Here is a 15,399-nt window from a genome sequence, read left to right on the forward strand (position 1 = left end):
GGTTTTCACCAAAAGTACTTAAAATAAAAGTTTATTTAGACGAGGTCCTAATAGTTGCTATAAAAATGATACCTTAAGGTGAAAAGAATCGAAGGATTTGGCGGGGGAATATATGAAAGAGAGACTACTAAAACTAAAAGAAGATGCTAAATCTTTTTGGACCAGGCGAACAAAGAGTCAAAAAGGTATTTTTATAGGTTCTATCGCAATAGTTGCAGCCATCATCGCAGCAGTTATTCTATTTTCGTCCAATTCTCGGCTTGTACCCCTTTATAATGATTTGTCACTGCAGGAAGTCGGCCAGATAAAAGCTGAACTGGATGCACGGGGGATAACCTATGAAATTGATGGGGGAGGTAAAACTATATTAGTGCCGGATACCCATGTTGATTCTTTGCTTGTTGATCTAGCAAGTCAGGGAATCCCGGATACTGGAAATATAGATTATTCTTTTTTTAGTGAAAATGCATCATGGGGAATAACTGACAATGAGTTCAATATGATTAAGCTTGATGCCATGCAAACAGAATTAGCTACTCTTATTGAGGGAGTTGACGGAATTAACGAGGCAAAAGTCATGATTAACATGCCAAAGGAACCGGTTTTTGTAAGTGAAACATCACAACCGGCCAGTGCTTCAATTGTCTTGACTACCCAACCTGGATATGAATTCAAAGGGAACCAAATAGATACGCTTTATCGCCTTGTTTCGAAAGCAGTACCGAATTTGCCTGCTGAAAATATTGTAATTATGAATCAGTACTTTGAATATTTCGATCGTAATCAGCAAAATGGACCAGGAACCCAGGATGTATACACTTACCAGCAGAATGTTAAAAAGGATATTGAACGGGATATCAGACGCAGACTACAACAGATGATTGGTGCTATAGTAGAAAGCCCCTATAAAATCAGAGACTTGGGTATCCAGGTTGCAGTTAATGAAGTCAAGGGCCGTGATGGTCAAGAAGTACAGTACCTGACAGCACAGGAACAGGATACAGTACAAGCTGGGATTGCATCGATTCTCAATTCAATTATTAATACATCAGTTGATGCAGAATATGGAGAAGTACAGCCTGAAGATAAGATTTCAATCGTCTTTCAGGAATTCTCAGAAAGTGTGGGCACACCACAACCAGCTGCACCTGTAATTCCTCTATGGGTATACATTGCTGGGGGGATATTGCTCCTTCTGATTATAGTTCTGATTGTGATTCTTCTGCGTAACAGGAAAACAACTGAAGAGGAATTTGAGGAATCAATTCCTGCAAGACCAGATCCTGAAATACCGGAGATGCCAGAGAGCAATGATTCAGAGGCCGTTGTTCGGAGAAAGCAATTGGAAAAAATGGCAAAAGACAAACCGGAAGAATTCGCCAAGCTTTTGAAAAGCTGGATATCGGATGATTAAGGAGGGAAACCAGCGATGGCTAGGCAGACAACGTTAACTGGAAAACAAAAAGCAGCTATTCTGCTAATTTCCCTGGGGCCGGATGTTTCGGCACAAGTTTATAAGCACTTATCAGAAGAAGAGATTGAAAAGCTGAGCCTGGAAATTTCTTCAGTCAAAAAAGTGGAGTCCAATATGAAAGAGGATGTTCTTGAACAGTTTCACCAAATTGCACTTGCGCAGGACTATATATCCCAGGGCGGCATTGGTTATGCAAAGACAGTACTTGAGAAAGCGTTTGGCCAGCAGGAGGCAAGCAATATTATTGATAGATTGACCTCCTCCCTGCAGGTAAGACCGTTCGATTTCGCACGTAAAGCCGATGCGCAACAGGTATTGAATTTTATTCAGAACGAACACCCGCAAACAATTGCCTTGGTTTTATCCTATCTTGACCCTGAGCAGTCGGGTCAGATTTTATCGGCTTTGCCCCAAGAAATGCAGGCGGAAATAGCAAAACGGATAGCAACCATGGATTCTACCTCACCTGAGATTATTAGCCAGGTGGAACAGGTGCTTGAACGCAAATTGTCATCTTCACTAACTGAGGACTATACACAGACAGGTGGTATTCAAGCGGTGGTGGAAGTTTTGAATGGTGTAGACCGAAGTACTGAGCGAACTATTCTTGATGCCCTTGAAATACAGGATCCAGAATTGGCAGAAGAGATTAAGAAACGGATGTTTGTCTTCGAAGATATTGTCGTTCTTGATAACCGGTCAATTCAGCGGGTTATCCGGGAAGTTGAAAATGAAGACCTACGTCTGTCGCTTAAAGTGGCCAGTGATGAAGTGAAAGATATTGTCTTCAAAAACATGTCCCAACGGATGGCCGAAACCTTTAAAGAGGAAATGGAATATATGGGACCTGTCAGATTGAGAGATGTTGAGGAAGCTCAGACTAGAATTGTAGGTGCTATCCGACGACTTGAAGAAATAGGCGAGATCGTTATTGCACGGGGTGGAGGTGACGATATCATTGTCTAATTACCATTATTATCATTCTGACCAGGCGAAAGAAAAAGTTATCAAAATCAGAAAAATACACAGCAATACTCCGGAGTCTAGGGATACTGCGCTTGAAGATGAGCAGAGTAACCTACAGTCCAAGGTAGAAGCTACTTATAGGGAATTGGAAGAGATTAAGACACAACAGCAGAATCTTATTGAAGCGACTAATAACGAAGTAGCTGCCGCAAAGGAGTCCTGGAAGCAGGAGAAAGTGAAGCTTGTACAACAGGCTCACCAGGAAGGTTATGATAATGGTTTTTCTTTAGGTAAAGAGGAAAGTATTGAGCAATATAGAGGCCTCCTTGAAAAAGCCAATCGAATAATTGAGTCTGCAACAGCTGACTATCACGCCACCATTGAGCAAAGTGAGGAGAGCATACTCGAATTGTCCATTCGAATTTCTGAGAAGATTATTAAGTGCGAGCTGGATGAAAAGCCGGAGTTGTATACATCAATCGTAAAGGCTGCCATTAAGGAAATAAAAGATCAGTCAAACTTGTCTTTATATGTACATCCAGACAGTTATGAGTTGGTCAGCCAGCAAAAAGAAGAAATTGCAAGTCTGGTAGACAGGGATGTAAACCTATCTGTGTATGTCAAAGAAGATTTAAGCGAAGGAAGTTGTCTTATTGAACACCCATTTGGTCGGATTGATGCTGGGATTGATGCCCAGTTGGAGGAAATCCGGTCTGCACTACATGATATCAGTTTGGAGAACCATTGATGAATATCCAACAATATTTGGACGCAGTTGATCGGATAGACACTTATAAACGATATGGAAAGGTGTTGCGGATTGTTGGACTGATGATTGAATCACAAGGTCCGGAAGCAAATATCGGCGAGGTATGCTTGATACATAGTTCAGCAGATAAAAAGCCCGTGAAGGCGGAAGTTGTCGGATTTAACCACGAAAAAATCATTCTTATGCCGTATACGCAGGTTGCTGAGATAGGACCCGGGTGTCTGGTTGAAGCAACCGGTGAGGCATTGTCGGTTAAAATTGGCCGGGGGTTAATTGGTAAGGTAGTTGATTCGCTTGGGATGGCACTTGATGAATCGAAACTTCCTAAAGGACTCGCTAATTATCCAACAGAACAATCACCACCTAATCCGATGACAAGAAAAAAGATATCAGAGCCTGTTCAGGTAGGTGTCAAATCGATTGATTCGTTACTGACTGTTGGCAAAGGACAGCGAATAGGAATCTTTGCCGGTAGTGGTGTCGGTAAAAGTACATTAATGGGAATGATTGCGAGAAACAGCAGTGCGGATATTAACGTAATTGCATTAATAGGCGAACGAGGCCGTGAAGTCCGAGAATTCATCGAGCATGACCTTGGCGAGGAAGGACTGAAAAAGTCAATTGTCGTTGTAGCTACATCCGATCAGCCGGCACTTATGCGAATTAAGGGAGCGTACACCGCCACTGCGATAAGTGAATATTTTCGTGACCAGGGGTTTGAAGTCAATCTGATGATGGACTCCGTAACCAGGGTAGCAATGGCACAGCGGGAGGTTGGCCTTGCCACAGGGGAGCCACCGACCACAAAGGGATATACCCCTTCCGTGTTTGCAGTGTTGCCTAAATTGCTTGAGCGGACCGGGACGAGTAAAGATGGATCAATTACAGCGTTTTACACTGTGTTGGTTGATGGGGATGACATGAATGAACCGATCGCCGATACGGTTCGTGGGATTCTGGATGGACATTTTATTTTGGACCGGAAACTAGCCGAACAAGGACAGTTTCCTGCGCTCAATGTCTTGAAATCAATCAGCAGGGTTATGAACAAGGTTGCGGACAAAGAACATCAGGAATCAGCCCAGGAGCTTAGAAGACTGATGGCAGTATACGAAGAGAACAGTGAACTTATCCAAATTGGGGCGTACAAGCGAGGGACTAATCAGGAGATCGATAAGGCAATCGCATACCATCCTAAAATACAGTCCTTTCTGCGTCAGGATGTTAATGAATATCGGTCACTTGATGAATCAATAAAGCTGATGAAGGAATTGCTTAAAGGGGGAGTTTGATGGCAGGAACAGTCGCACTATCGAAGATTTTGCATGTACGGGAAAATGAGAAACAGGATGCCCAGAAAGCTTACCAGCTGGCAGTGGACTCATTTGAAGATACAGCAACTAAACTTTATAACCTCCTGCGTAAAAAAGAGGCGGTAGAAGAGCTGTATGAAAACTCACTGCACAAGCCCACTTCTATTGAAACTATAAGGGAACAGGCAGGATACATGGATATGTTAAACGCTCAGGTTAACATACTTCAGGTAGATGTCCAGCATGCCAGAGGTAAAATGGAAAGTAAGCATGAAGAGCTAAAAACGGCACATGTGGAAGTTAAAAAGTTTGAAAAAATTATTGAACATAGAGATACAGACCGAATACAGCTCATGAAGAAAAACGAGGCTGTTTCAATGGATGAAATTTCTGTTCAGCAGTATTTAAGCCGAAAAATCAGGTGAAACAAATGGCAAAAGATAAGACAAAACAAAAAGAAAAACTTAATCCGCTTTTATGGTTCTTTTTTGCAATTGTTATTCCATTGGCGGTTGCAGTTACGCTTACTGTTATCATCTTTTCTGCGGCAGGGGTAGATGCAATTGGATGGATGAAAAATACCGCAAACAATGTACCTGTTCTAGCAAAAGTAGTTAAAACCGATCAGGAGAAGGACCAGCAGCGTACGGAAGAAAAGCTGAAAGATGCCATCGCCAGTAAGGATGAAAAAATCTCTTCGTTAACACAGGAGGTCTCAAATTTAGAGTCCACCATCGATGATCTGGAACAGGAAATTATTAAACTGGAGAACAGCAACAAGAAAAAAAACGAAACAGAGATTCAAAATGATGAACAAAACGAACGAAAACCGGTCGAGACAATCTCCTCATCCTTTAAGGATATGGATTCTGAACAAGCTGCCCAAATTCTTGAAAATATGAAAGCAGAACTCGCTGTTTCCATTCTCAAAAATTTGAAAGACGATGTACGAGGAAGCATTTTTGAAGCCATGGATGCACAAAAGGCAGCTGATCTCACCCAGCTCTATATAGAATCTGGTCAATAGTTTTTTATAAAACGTTTTAATTGAAGGGGGGTGAAAAAAATGAACATGACCAATATGGTATTGCAGCAATCTTCACAGCCGGCCATCAAAACGTCGGCAGGAAATAAAACAGGAAAAACCACTGCAGGAAGTGATATGGCTTTCCAGAGTTTGCTTGTAAAAGCTGACCCTTCTTTATCCAATATCCTTGGCGAAGCTGGAGCATCGCAGGGAAAGGATCAGAAGACCTTACTGAGCATTCTTATGGGTCTAGCCCAAAAGGAAATGGAAGGATCCGAAATTAAACCGAGTGAAGCAATTGATCGAACTGCACAGGAGCTGATCGGAAAACTGATCGAAAAGTCTTCTGATTTAAGTGGTGAAGCAACTGATGTTTCTATAAGTCAGATTTTTCCGGGCATGGTTAGTCCTGATAAGGCAATTGGTGTGAAAACAGAGGAACTTATCAAACAATTAGAAGCAATACTCAGTAAGGCAGAAACTGTATTAGCAAAATTGACTGACCAAGCAAGTATCAGTAAGGCCGCACCAGCTGTTCTGAGTCTGCTGGAACAGTGGACAGCACTTGACAAAAGTAACAGGATTGCTTCTCCGATGGTTTTGGAGCAGACGAAAAATACAAGTAAAGAAATGACCAGTTGGAAGGAACTTGTTCAGGCGTTCCAGAAAAGAAATCAGTTTGCCGCAAAACAACAGTATAACGCAGACGCAAAAGTTACTACATCTGACGTAGTTAAATGGCTTCAGCATGCTGTGAGAAATCAGCAGCAACTTGATAGAACTGTTGTCCAGCCGCAGGTTTCAATTAATTCGGCTGCGCCAATGTCAAAAGTTGAGCAGTTTATCATTCATATGAACACAAATACAAATTCAGCCCCTGCTGAAAATCAGTTGATTGAACAGTTTCAAAAGGTTATTAAAACAAGCAGATTCCTATCTGCTACCAATGGAACTTCACAACTTTCCATTACTTTACGGCCCGAGAATCTTGGCGAAATGATGGTAAAGCTGACCCAAATTAATGGTGAAATGACTGTGAAGATTATGGTAACATCCCAAGCAGCCAAAGAAATGCTCGAATCTAACATGCATCAACTGAAAAATATGTTTACACCGCAACAGGTAGTTGTTGAAAAGCAGGAATTATCAGCACAGCAAGCTGGACAAGCATATCAGAAGGAACATGACCAACAATCAGCTGGTGAAAATCCAAACGATGAATCTGAACATTCGCATCAGCAAAGTGATCAGTCAGATGAAAATGATTTTCAGTCACAGTTTGAAGAAGCGCTGAATGAAAATTTGGAGGTGATTACATGACAAGGATAGATCCATCACTTTATTTACAGAGCCAGAAAACCGAGCGTACTCCTAGTCCTGAGCTAGGTAAAGATGACTTTCTCAAAATTCTAATGACCCAGCTGCAGAATCAGGATCCTAGTAACCCGATGAAAGATACAGAATTTATTTCTCAGATGTCTAACTTCTCATCATTGGAACAAATGATGAATATGACCAGTTCAATCGATAAGTTGATTCAGAATCAGAGTGTTTCTCCAATTCTTCAGTATAGTCACATGATCGGTAAAGAAGTTTCTTACCAGGTGACCGATGAAGAAACAGGCGAAAAACTTGATGGGAAAGAAAGCAATGTAGTTGCAGTCAGTCAGAGTCAGGGAAGAGCGGTCTTGGAACTTCAAAACGGTGAAAGAATATTTGCAGATGCTATTACAAAGGTGAGTCAGCCTGATAATGTCACTGAAGGAAGTGCGTAGCATGAGTCATCACATCCATCAGGTACAACAGCATCACATCATGCAGCCTACTGTTAAAAAAACACCCGCCAGACAGAACACAGAAAGTTTCAAGGATGTACTAGCCGGTGTCCAAGAACTGAAAGTCAGTAAACATGCTAAGGAGCGATTGAGTCAACGAAATATCACGATCAGTGATAATCAATGGCAAAGTATTTCAGAAAAGATGAGTGAAGCCAAACAAAAAGGTGTAACGGATTCACTTGTTTTAACAAATAAAGCAGCATTACTTGTCAGTACGAAAAATAATACAGTAGTTACAGCGATGAATAAAGAAGAAGCAGCTAGCAAAATTTTCACCAATATCAATGGAACAATATTAATTAATGATTAGGCTGGACCCAGTTGGGAGGCCGACGGTTGTTGACCGAACGAGACAGCCGGACTTCAAGCAAGTCACAAAAAACCAATAAAGGGGATTACTTAAATGTTACGTTCAATGTATGCAGGGATTTCTGGAATGAAAGGTTTTCAAACAAAGTTAGACGTGATTGGTAACAATATCGCCAATGTAAATACAGCAGGTTTTAAAAAAGGTCGTGTAACTTTCCAAGATATGATGAGTCAGATGTCGTCAGGAGCACAAGGTCCGACAGCCACACGCGGTGGGGTAAACGCAGCACAGATTGGTCTTGGTGCCCAAACAGGCTCAATTGATAATATCCATACACAGGGGTTCCGCCAAACCACAAACAACCCGCTTGATTTTGCACTGGAAGGTGACGGTATGTTTGTTGTGGCAAGTGATATCGTAAGAAATGACCCACAAGGTGATGTCTTTAATCCTAGTAACCCAGTTGAGATTGATTCTATTAATTTAGATGAATCAAATGTTTCTTATACAAGGGCAGGGAATTTCTACCTTGACACCAATGGCAACATAGTAAACTCTGAAGGTTTATATTTAATGGGATTTGCGGGAGGCGATACTAATAATATTACTGCGCTTAACATCCCGGAAGACGCTCAAAGCTTCAGCGTTCAGTCAAATGGAACCGTTAATTATATTGATGCACAGGGGAACACCCAGGTAGCTGGCCAGGTTGCACTTGCTAACTTCTCCAATCCAGCAGGTCTACAGAAAGCTGGCAGCAGTCTGTTTCTGAACACGGAAAACGCCGGATTTACGGGTCTTGCCGAGCCTGAAACAGATGGAGTAGCTTCTATTGTCAGTGGATCACTCGAAATGTCAAACGTTGATCTGGCGTCAGCTTTTACCGAAATGATTACAGCGCAACGTGGATTCCAGGCTAACACGAGAATTATCACTACTTCAGATGAAATTCTTCAGGAACTAGTAAACTTAAAACGATAAATGCAGGGAGGTAGGGGGCGTCAATAAGGCGTTCCCGCCATAATAATGATTCAACTTACCAGGTTAAACGGAGAACTTTTTTCATTAAATGCAATCATGATTGAACAGATTCAATCGTATCCGGACACTACGATCACCTTAATGAATGGAAAAAAGATCGTGGTGCGCAATTCGGAAAAGGATGTTGTACAGGAAGTGACAAACTATTACGAGAAAATCGGTGTAAATGGCTGGTTCAAAAAGGCGGGTGAGACAGATGATTAGTAAACTCGGAAAAACAATGGCAACATCATTGATCGTTTTATTATTACTCGGAGTAGTAGCCTTAGTAATCGTATTAAATGTCACAGGTGAAAAAGCAAATGGCAGTGCGCAATCATTAGATGAAATTATTGAAAATTCCTATCAGACATCTGACATCACCACGGATTTACAGGATGGTAGTTTTGTAAGAATTCAGTTTCAGATTATAACAGACAGTAAGGACGCCAAAGAAGAAGTAAAAATGCGGGAGTTCCAATTAAAAAATATACTTATAAAAGAACTTGCAAAAATGAATGAAGAAGATTTCAAGACAGGGTTGTCCAATCTGGAAGATTCTATCAAATTAAAATTAAACCAGGTAATGTCTGAAGGTAAAATAACCGACGTTTATACAATTAATAAAATATTGCAGTAACGTGGTGAATTCACCGATTAAGGGGGTGGGGTTGTTCGTGGAAGAAGTACTATCACAGAATGAGATTGATGCACTGCTATCCGCTATATCGTCCGGAGAAATGGATGCAGATGAACTAAAGCAAGAGAAAAAAGAGCAAAAGGTAAGAGTCTATGATTTTAAGCGTGCATTAAGGTTTTCAAAAGATCAGATACGCAGCTTATCAAGAATCCATGAAAACTACGCCCGGTTGCTGACGACCTATTTTTCAGCGCAGTTACGGACACACGTGAGTATATCAGTAGCATCGGTGGACCAGATACCATATGAAGAATTTATAAGATCAGTCCCTAAAATGACTGTATTAAATATTTATAGTTTACAGCCACTTGATGGCAGGATTCTGATGGAGGTAAACCCAAACATTGCTTATGGTATGCTCGACAGAATCCTGGGTGGAAAAGGAAATAGTGTCAATAAGGTTGAGAATCTAACAGAGATTGAAACAATCCTGATGTCACAGCTGTTTGAAAAAGCTGCTGTTAATTTACAGGAGGCTTGGGAATCGCTGATAGAAATTGATCCGATACTTGAGGACTTTGAGGTTAATCCGCAGTTTTTGCAGATGGTTTCACCGAATGAAACTGTTGTGGTGGTGTCGCTGAATACTACTATTGGAGAGGCGAGCGGCATGATTAATATTTGTATTCCACATATTGTGCTTGAACCTATCATTCCTAAGTTATCAGCTCACTACTGGATGCAGAGTGTACCGAAGAAACGGGATACCGAGTCATATGAAAAGCTGACAAAGAATATTCAGCAGGCACGAGTAGATGTGAAAACATTACTTGGCGAGGCAGCAATCAGTGTAGAACAATTACTTAATATCAAAAAGGACGATATTATAGCGTTAAATCAACAAATTGACCAGCCATTAGAGCTGACTGTAAATGATGAACCCAAGTTTTATGTACAACCTGGCAAATCCAGAAATAAAATGTCAGTTCAGGTACTTGAAGAAATTAGAGGGGGGAACGAGAATGAATGACGGCATGCTATCCCAGGACGAGATTGATGCTCTTCTGAAGGTTGGAGAGGAAGAGGATGAGCTGGATAACCAGCAGACGGCAAATGTTGCTGATTTCTTATCCACTATTGAAGAAGACACGCTGGGGGAAATAGGAAATATCTCTTTTGGGAGTTCCGCCACTACTCTATCCACATTACTTAACCAGAAGGTGGATATTACTACCCCAGAAGTATCCATTATAACAAAAGAAGATCTCAGTGATCAATTTAGGTTTGATCACGTCAGTATAAAAGTCAATTATGTTGAAGGGTTTCATGGAGAGAATGTTCTCGTTATGAAATCAGAAGACGCAGCAGTTATATCAGACATTATGCTTGGTGGAGATGGAACTTCACCAGATGGAGATTTGAATGAAATTCATTTGAGCGCTGTACAGGAAGCAATGAACCAGATGATGGGCACTGCTGCAACTAGCATGTCAACTGTATTTCAAAAGCGAGTTGATATTTCGCCGCCATCTATTGCATTAGAAAAGACTGGTGAAAAAGAAAATACAGAAGTTATCTCGGAAGAATTCTTAGTAAAGGTTTCTTTTCAACTTAAAGTTGGCGAGCTGATTGATTCAAATATTATGCAGTTAATTCCAATTGAATTTGCCAAACAACTGGTGGAACAATTAATAAACGCCTCATCTAGCCCTGCCCAGGAAGAAGCAGCAGTCACTAAAGAGGCGGAAGTTACGGAGAAGAAGGTCCACGAGCAGCCTGTAAAACAGCAAGAGGATTCAGATTCGGAGGAACCACAATATCTGGGTGATAATATTAACCACTCCAATGCAACGATCCATCAAGCCACTTTTTCGAATTTTGACCAGATGGAACTTAACAGAAATGAACAGCGCAACCTGGATATGCTTCTTGATATTCCACTTCGCGTGTCAGTTGAATTGGGACGAACCAAACGGACTATAAAAGATATTCTTGAGTTGTCAACAGGTTCAGTTATCGAACTGGATAAACTGGCTGGAGAACCTGTAGACATACTGGTTAACGAAAAGTTAATTGCTAAAGGCGAGGTAGTAGTAATTGATGAGAATTTCGGCGTCCGTGTTACGGATATTATCAGCAGGTCGGACAGATTAATGAAACTTAAATAAACAATATGGGGGAAACATGAATGGGACAACGTATCTTGGTAGTAGATGATGCAGCTTTTATGCGAATGATGATTAAGGATATTTTAAATAAAAATGGCTTTGAAGTAGTTGGTGAAGCGCAGGATGGAGCTCAAGCAGTTGAGAAGTATAAGGAACTGGAACCAGACCTTGTAACACTTGATATTACCATGCCTGAGATGGACGGACTGGCAGCATTAAAAGAAATAAAACAACACGACTCTAAGGCAAACGTTATAATGTGTTCCGCAATGGGGCAGCAGGCAATGGTGATTGATGCAATTCAAGCTGGCGCAAAAGACTTTATTGTAAAGCCATTTCAGGCAGAGCGGGTAGTGGAAGCGATTCAGAAAGCGCTGGGATAGAAGTGAGTGGGTAAAATGTTAGAAAAGAGATTAATAGGTATTGGCTTGATCATATTCCTGGCAGCATTTTTTGCTTGGTCTGATGTTGCAGTTGCTTCGCCGAATGTTTCAGATTGTCTTGAAGGAAAAAAAGAGTGTACCGAGGCAGACCAGCAGGAATCCGGGAATGCCGGTGACGAAGAAAGAGTAGCAGGCGCCAGTACTGGATCATTGATATTTAACCTTGTAAAAATGGCATTCGCACTGTTACTGGTTCTGGGTCTAATTTACCTGCTCCTCAAGTTTTTAAACAAACGGAATAAACTTTTCCAGCAAGTAAAGGCGCTCGAAAACCTGGGAGGAATTTCAGTAGGGCCAAATAAGTCAGTACAGCTTGTCCGAATCGGTACAAAAGTGTACTTGATAGGTGTTGGCGAAAACGTGGAAATGCTACAGGAAATTGAAGATGAAGAACTGAAGAATGATATCTTACATAATGGGGGAACAGAATCAGTCGAACCAAAGGCTATGCTAAACTCGTTCTTTCAGCAAAAACAAACTTCCGGGACGCAAAGTAAGTCTGGCACAGATTTCAAAAAAATGTTCTCCAGTGAACTAACAAAGCTGAAGCAAAGTCGGGAAAAGTTAATCAATAGGCAAAAGGAAGATAAAGATGAATGAATTTGTTGATATGTTTTCCGGCTCTGACCCAGCGTCCATATCCACATCAGTAAAGCTGTTATTGCTGCTGACTGTATTGTCACTGGCACCAAGCATTCTAATATTAATGACAAGCTTTACTAGAATTATTATTGTTCTTTCGTTTGTCAGAACGGCTCTTGCCACACAGCAAATGCCGCCAAACCAGGTCCTTATAGGTCTGGCGCTGTTTCTGACATTCTTTATAATGGCACCGACTTTTAATGAAGTGTATGATGAAGCACTTCAGCCGTTGTTTGAAGAAGAAATAACGCTTGATGAAGCCTATGACCGGGCAAGTGCGCCGATGAAGGATTTCATGGCGAAACATACTCGGCAAAAGGATCTGGCATTATTTATCAACTATGCAGAGCTTGATAAACCGGAATCAGTTCAGGAGATTCCATTGACCACCCTGGTTCCTGCTTTTGCTATAAGTGAACTAAAAACCGCTTTTCAGATGGGATTCATGATTTTTGTACCGTTTTTGATTATAGATATGGCTGTAGCCAGCGTCTTAATGTCTATGGGGATGATGATGCTCCCTCCGGTAATGATTTCGTTACCTTTTAAAATATTGCTGTTTGTACTTGTGGATGGATGGTATTTAATCACCCAGTCACTGTTACAGGGCTTCTAGGGCAGGTGTTCTATATTGGATAGTGAATTTGTACTTACATTAGCTGAAAAAGGCGTTTATATTATTTTGCTTATTTCCGGTCCATTACTGATTCTGGCACTGGCTGTGGGTCTCCTGGTGAGTATATTCCAGGCTACCACACAGATACAGGAACAGACACTTGCCTTCATTCCCAAAATTGTAGCAGTACTGGTCGGGTTGATATTTTTCGGTCCATGGATGCTGACAAAGATGGTCGAATTTACAGCCGATCTCTATCAGAACCTGAATCAGTTTGTAGGGTAGAATATGACTGAGCTTATTAATCTATCAAGTATTCCAATATTTCTTCTGGTTTTTGTTCGCGTGGCGGCTTTCTTTATGACTGTTCCATTATTTTCGTACCGTACTATCCCGACACCTTTTAAAATCGGTTTTACATTTTTTCTGTCGCTGATTATGTATTATACGGTTGATGGATCACAGATCACAATTGATGATATGTATCTGTTCTTACTTATTAAGGAAGCGTTAGTTGGCCTTCTGATTGGACTGCTTGCTTATATAATGCTTTCAGCAATCCAGATTGCCGGTGGGTTCATAGATTTCCAAATGGGGTTTGCAATCGCCAACGTTATTGACCCGCAAACGGGCGCGCAAAGCCCTTTGACAGGGCAATACTTTTATATTATCGCCCTTCTTTTTCTATTATCGGTCAATGGTCATCATTTATTAATAGATGGAATTTTTTTCAGTTATGAATTTATACCTATTGATGCCTTTATACCGTTTCAGGATGGAAGTCTGGCAGATTTTATTATTACAACGTTTAATAAGATGTTTTTAATCGCATTCCAGATGGCAATCCCTATCGTCGGTTGTTTATTCTTGGTTGATGTGGCACTTGGAATTATTGCCAGAACTGTTCCACAACTGAATGTTTTTGTAGTTGGATTACCGTTGAAAATATTTGTCAGCTTTGTAGCTATTCTATTTTTTCTTAGTTTATATGTCGTATTAGTTGAGAATTTATTTTCAGTCACATTTGAAGCAATGCGCAGTTTAATGCAACTTTTTGGGGGTGGGTAGTTTGAAACTGAAATTGGATCTGCAGTTCTTTGCAGGAGCCGATGAAAAAACGGAAAAAGCTTCCCCAAAAAAGCGGCAGGATGAGCGTAAAAAAGGAAAAGTAGCCAAGAGTCAGGATATCAATACTGCATTTCTTTTATTCTTTTGTTTTATGATCCTGATGGTATTTGGCGGCTCGATGAAAGACAGTATGACAACGATGTTCCGCTACTCTTTTACCGAGTATATCAGTTGGGATGTGACAGTGGAATCAGTGAATCAGGTTTTCCTGGAAACAATGATTGAGATGGGAAAGATGCTTGCTCCCATCATGCTGATTGCCATGGTTGCCGGGTTGGCAGCAAATCTTACCCAAATCGGTTTTCTGTTTACAACCGATCCGCTAAAAATGGACCTTAAAAAGCTGGATCCCATTCAGGGTGCTAAGCGTATTTTTTCAGCAAGGGCGCTTGTGGAATTGCTCAAATCATTGCTTAAAATTGTATTTATCGGCGTAATCACTTTTTTCATTATCTGGATTTACAGAGAAGATATGATGATGCTTGCGTTTAAAAATGCAGAAAATGCAATAGGTTTCTTTGGTGAAATTACCATCATGATGGGTCTCGCTGCAGCATTCACGCTCTTGTTTCTATCCGTATTCGATTACACATATCAGAAATATGACTTTGAAAAGAATATACGGATGTCAAAGAAGGACCAGAAGGACGAGCATAAGAACATCGAAGGAGACCCTTTAATTAAATCCAAGATTAAAGAAAAGCAGCGTCAGATGGCGACTAGAAGAATGATGAGTGAGGTTCCCCAGGCTGATGTTGTCATCACAAACCCGACGCATTTTGCGATTGCAATCAGGTATGATGAGAACAAAGCGGATGCACCGTATGTTGTGGCAAAAGGTGTAGACCATACAGCCCTAAGAATTCGGGAAGTTGCAAAAGCACATAATGTAGCCACGGTTGAAAACAGACCGCTTGCCAGGTCATTATACGATTTTATTGAGATAGGGGATATAATTCCCGAACAGTTTTATCAGGCAGTTGCCGAAGTTCTTGCATATGTATACCGACTAGAGAAAAAAGCTGGGAAATAAGGAGAGACACCA

General features: G+C 41.0%; 20 protein-coding genes. All 20 read left to right on the top strand.

Translation table 11 applies throughout. The features are described from left to right. The first annotated feature begins 112 nt into the window (after nucleotides 1-112). Nucleotides 113-1,414: a flagellar basal-body MS-ring/collar protein FliF gene (gene fliF, locus ACFO3D_RS02665; RefSeq protein WP_390293051.1), complete on the top strand. Its 1,302-nt coding sequence runs from the start codon at nucleotides 113-115 to the stop codon at nucleotides 1,412-1,414. Between the two features lie 15 nt (nucleotides 1,415-1,429). Next, nucleotides 1,430-2,440, top strand: coding sequence for a flagellar motor switch protein FliG (gene fliG, locus ACFO3D_RS02670; RefSeq protein ID WP_390293053.1), 1,011 nt, complete (start codon nucleotides 1,430-1,432; stop codon nucleotides 2,438-2,440). Beyond that, nucleotides 2,433-3,188 (top strand): flagellar assembly protein FliH, encoded by a 756-nt coding sequence (gene fliH, locus ACFO3D_RS02675; RefSeq protein WP_390293054.1) that lies wholly within the window; start codon nucleotides 2,433-2,435, stop codon nucleotides 3,186-3,188. Before fliG ends, fliH begins: the two co-directional genes overlap by 8 nt. After that, the gene (gene fliI, locus ACFO3D_RS02680; RefSeq protein ID WP_390293055.1) at nucleotides 3,188-4,501 is read left to right on the top strand and encodes a flagellar protein export ATPase FliI; all 1,314 of its coding nucleotides are present in this window, start codon (nucleotides 3,188-3,190) and stop codon (nucleotides 4,499-4,501) included. Before fliH ends, fliI begins: the two co-directional genes overlap by 1 nt. Next, entirely contained in the window at nucleotides 4,501-4,947 is a 447-nt protein-coding gene (fliJ, locus tag ACFO3D_RS02685) for a flagellar export protein FliJ (RefSeq protein WP_390293056.1), read from the top strand. The genes fliI and fliJ overlap by 1 nt, the downstream gene beginning before the upstream one ends. A gap of 5 nt (nucleotides 4,948-4,952) precedes the next feature. Beyond that, nucleotides 4,953-5,549, top strand: coding sequence for a MotE family protein (locus tag ACFO3D_RS02690; protein ID WP_390293058.1), 597 nt, complete (start codon nucleotides 4,953-4,955; stop codon nucleotides 5,547-5,549). A 39-nt stretch (nucleotides 5,550-5,588) separates the two neighbouring features. After that, nucleotides 5,589-6,869, top strand: coding sequence for a flagellar hook-length control protein FliK (locus tag ACFO3D_RS02695; RefSeq protein ID WP_390293059.1), 1,281 nt, complete (start codon nucleotides 5,589-5,591; stop codon nucleotides 6,867-6,869). Continuing rightward, nucleotides 6,866-7,324, top strand: coding sequence for a flagellar hook assembly protein FlgD (flgD, locus tag ACFO3D_RS02700; protein WP_390293060.1), 459 nt, complete (start codon nucleotides 6,866-6,868; stop codon nucleotides 7,322-7,324). Before ACFO3D_RS02695 ends, flgD begins: the two co-directional genes overlap by 4 nt. Before the next feature lies 1 nt (nucleotide 7,325). Then, nucleotides 7,326-7,697, top strand: a complete 372-nt coding sequence (locus ACFO3D_RS02705; RefSeq protein ID WP_390293061.1) for a TIGR02530 family flagellar biosynthesis protein — start codon at nucleotides 7,326-7,328, stop codon at nucleotides 7,695-7,697. 93 nt (nucleotides 7,698-7,790) lie between these two features. Continuing rightward, nucleotides 7,791-8,678, top strand: a complete 888-nt coding sequence (flgG, locus tag ACFO3D_RS02710; protein ID WP_390293062.1) for a flagellar basal body rod protein FlgG — start codon at nucleotides 7,791-7,793, stop codon at nucleotides 8,676-8,678. A 45-nt stretch (nucleotides 8,679-8,723) separates the two neighbouring features. Continuing rightward, on the top strand, nucleotides 8,724-8,942 hold the full coding sequence (locus tag ACFO3D_RS02715; RefSeq protein ID WP_390293063.1) for a flagellar FlbD family protein: 219 nt from the start codon (nucleotides 8,724-8,726) through the stop codon (nucleotides 8,940-8,942). Further along, nucleotides 8,935-9,357 (top strand): flagellar basal body-associated protein FliL, encoded by a 423-nt coding sequence (gene fliL, locus ACFO3D_RS02720; protein ID WP_390293064.1) that lies wholly within the window; start codon nucleotides 8,935-8,937, stop codon nucleotides 9,355-9,357. The genes ACFO3D_RS02715 and fliL overlap by 8 nt, the downstream gene beginning before the upstream one ends. A 37-nt stretch (nucleotides 9,358-9,394) precedes the next feature. After that, nucleotides 9,395-10,387 (top strand): flagellar motor switch protein FliM, encoded by a 993-nt coding sequence (gene fliM, locus ACFO3D_RS02725; protein ID WP_390293065.1) that lies wholly within the window; start codon nucleotides 9,395-9,397, stop codon nucleotides 10,385-10,387. Beyond that, nucleotides 10,380-11,525 (top strand): flagellar motor switch phosphatase FliY, encoded by a 1,146-nt coding sequence (fliY, locus tag ACFO3D_RS02730; RefSeq protein ID WP_390293066.1) that lies wholly within the window; start codon nucleotides 10,380-10,382, stop codon nucleotides 11,523-11,525. Before fliM ends, fliY begins: the two co-directional genes overlap by 8 nt. Nucleotides 11,526-11,545: 20 nt before the next feature. After that, a complete protein-coding gene (locus ACFO3D_RS02735; protein ID WP_390293067.1) occupies nucleotides 11,546-11,908 on the top strand; it encodes a response regulator in 363 nt (120 codons plus the stop codon). Between the two features lie 15 nt (nucleotides 11,909-11,923). Next, nucleotides 11,924-12,568, top strand: a complete 645-nt coding sequence (locus ACFO3D_RS02740; protein WP_390293406.1) for a flagellar biosynthetic protein FliO — start codon at nucleotides 11,924-11,926, stop codon at nucleotides 12,566-12,568. Continuing rightward, nucleotides 12,561-13,226 carry a flagellar type III secretion system pore protein FliP gene (gene fliP, locus ACFO3D_RS02745; RefSeq protein ID WP_390293068.1) on the top strand — a complete coding sequence of 222 codons (666 nt, stop codon included), beginning with the start codon at nucleotides 12,561-12,563 and terminating at the stop codon, nucleotides 13,224-13,226. The genes ACFO3D_RS02740 and fliP overlap by 8 nt, the downstream gene beginning before the upstream one ends. Before the next feature lie 15 nt (nucleotides 13,227-13,241). After that, on the top strand, nucleotides 13,242-13,511 hold the full coding sequence (gene fliQ, locus ACFO3D_RS02750; protein WP_390293069.1) for a flagellar biosynthesis protein FliQ: 270 nt from the start codon (nucleotides 13,242-13,244) through the stop codon (nucleotides 13,509-13,511). 3 nt (nucleotides 13,512-13,514) lie between these two features. Beyond that, nucleotides 13,515-14,294 carry a flagellar biosynthetic protein FliR gene (gene fliR, locus ACFO3D_RS02755; RefSeq protein ID WP_390293070.1) on the top strand — a complete coding sequence of 260 codons (780 nt, stop codon included), beginning with the start codon at nucleotides 13,515-13,517 and terminating at the stop codon, nucleotides 14,292-14,294. A gap of 1 nt (nucleotide 14,295) precedes the next feature. Further along, nucleotides 14,296-15,387, top strand: a complete 1,092-nt coding sequence (flhB, locus tag ACFO3D_RS02760) for a flagellar biosynthesis protein FlhB (RefSeq protein ID WP_390293071.1) — start codon at nucleotides 14,296-14,298, stop codon at nucleotides 15,385-15,387. Nucleotides 15,388-15,399 lie beyond the last annotated feature (12 nt).

This window comes from Virgibacillus kekensis (assembly GCF_042654125.1).
GTDB classification, from domain to species: Bacteria; Bacillota; Bacilli; order Bacillales; family Amphibacillaceae; genus Lentibacillus; species Lentibacillus kekensis.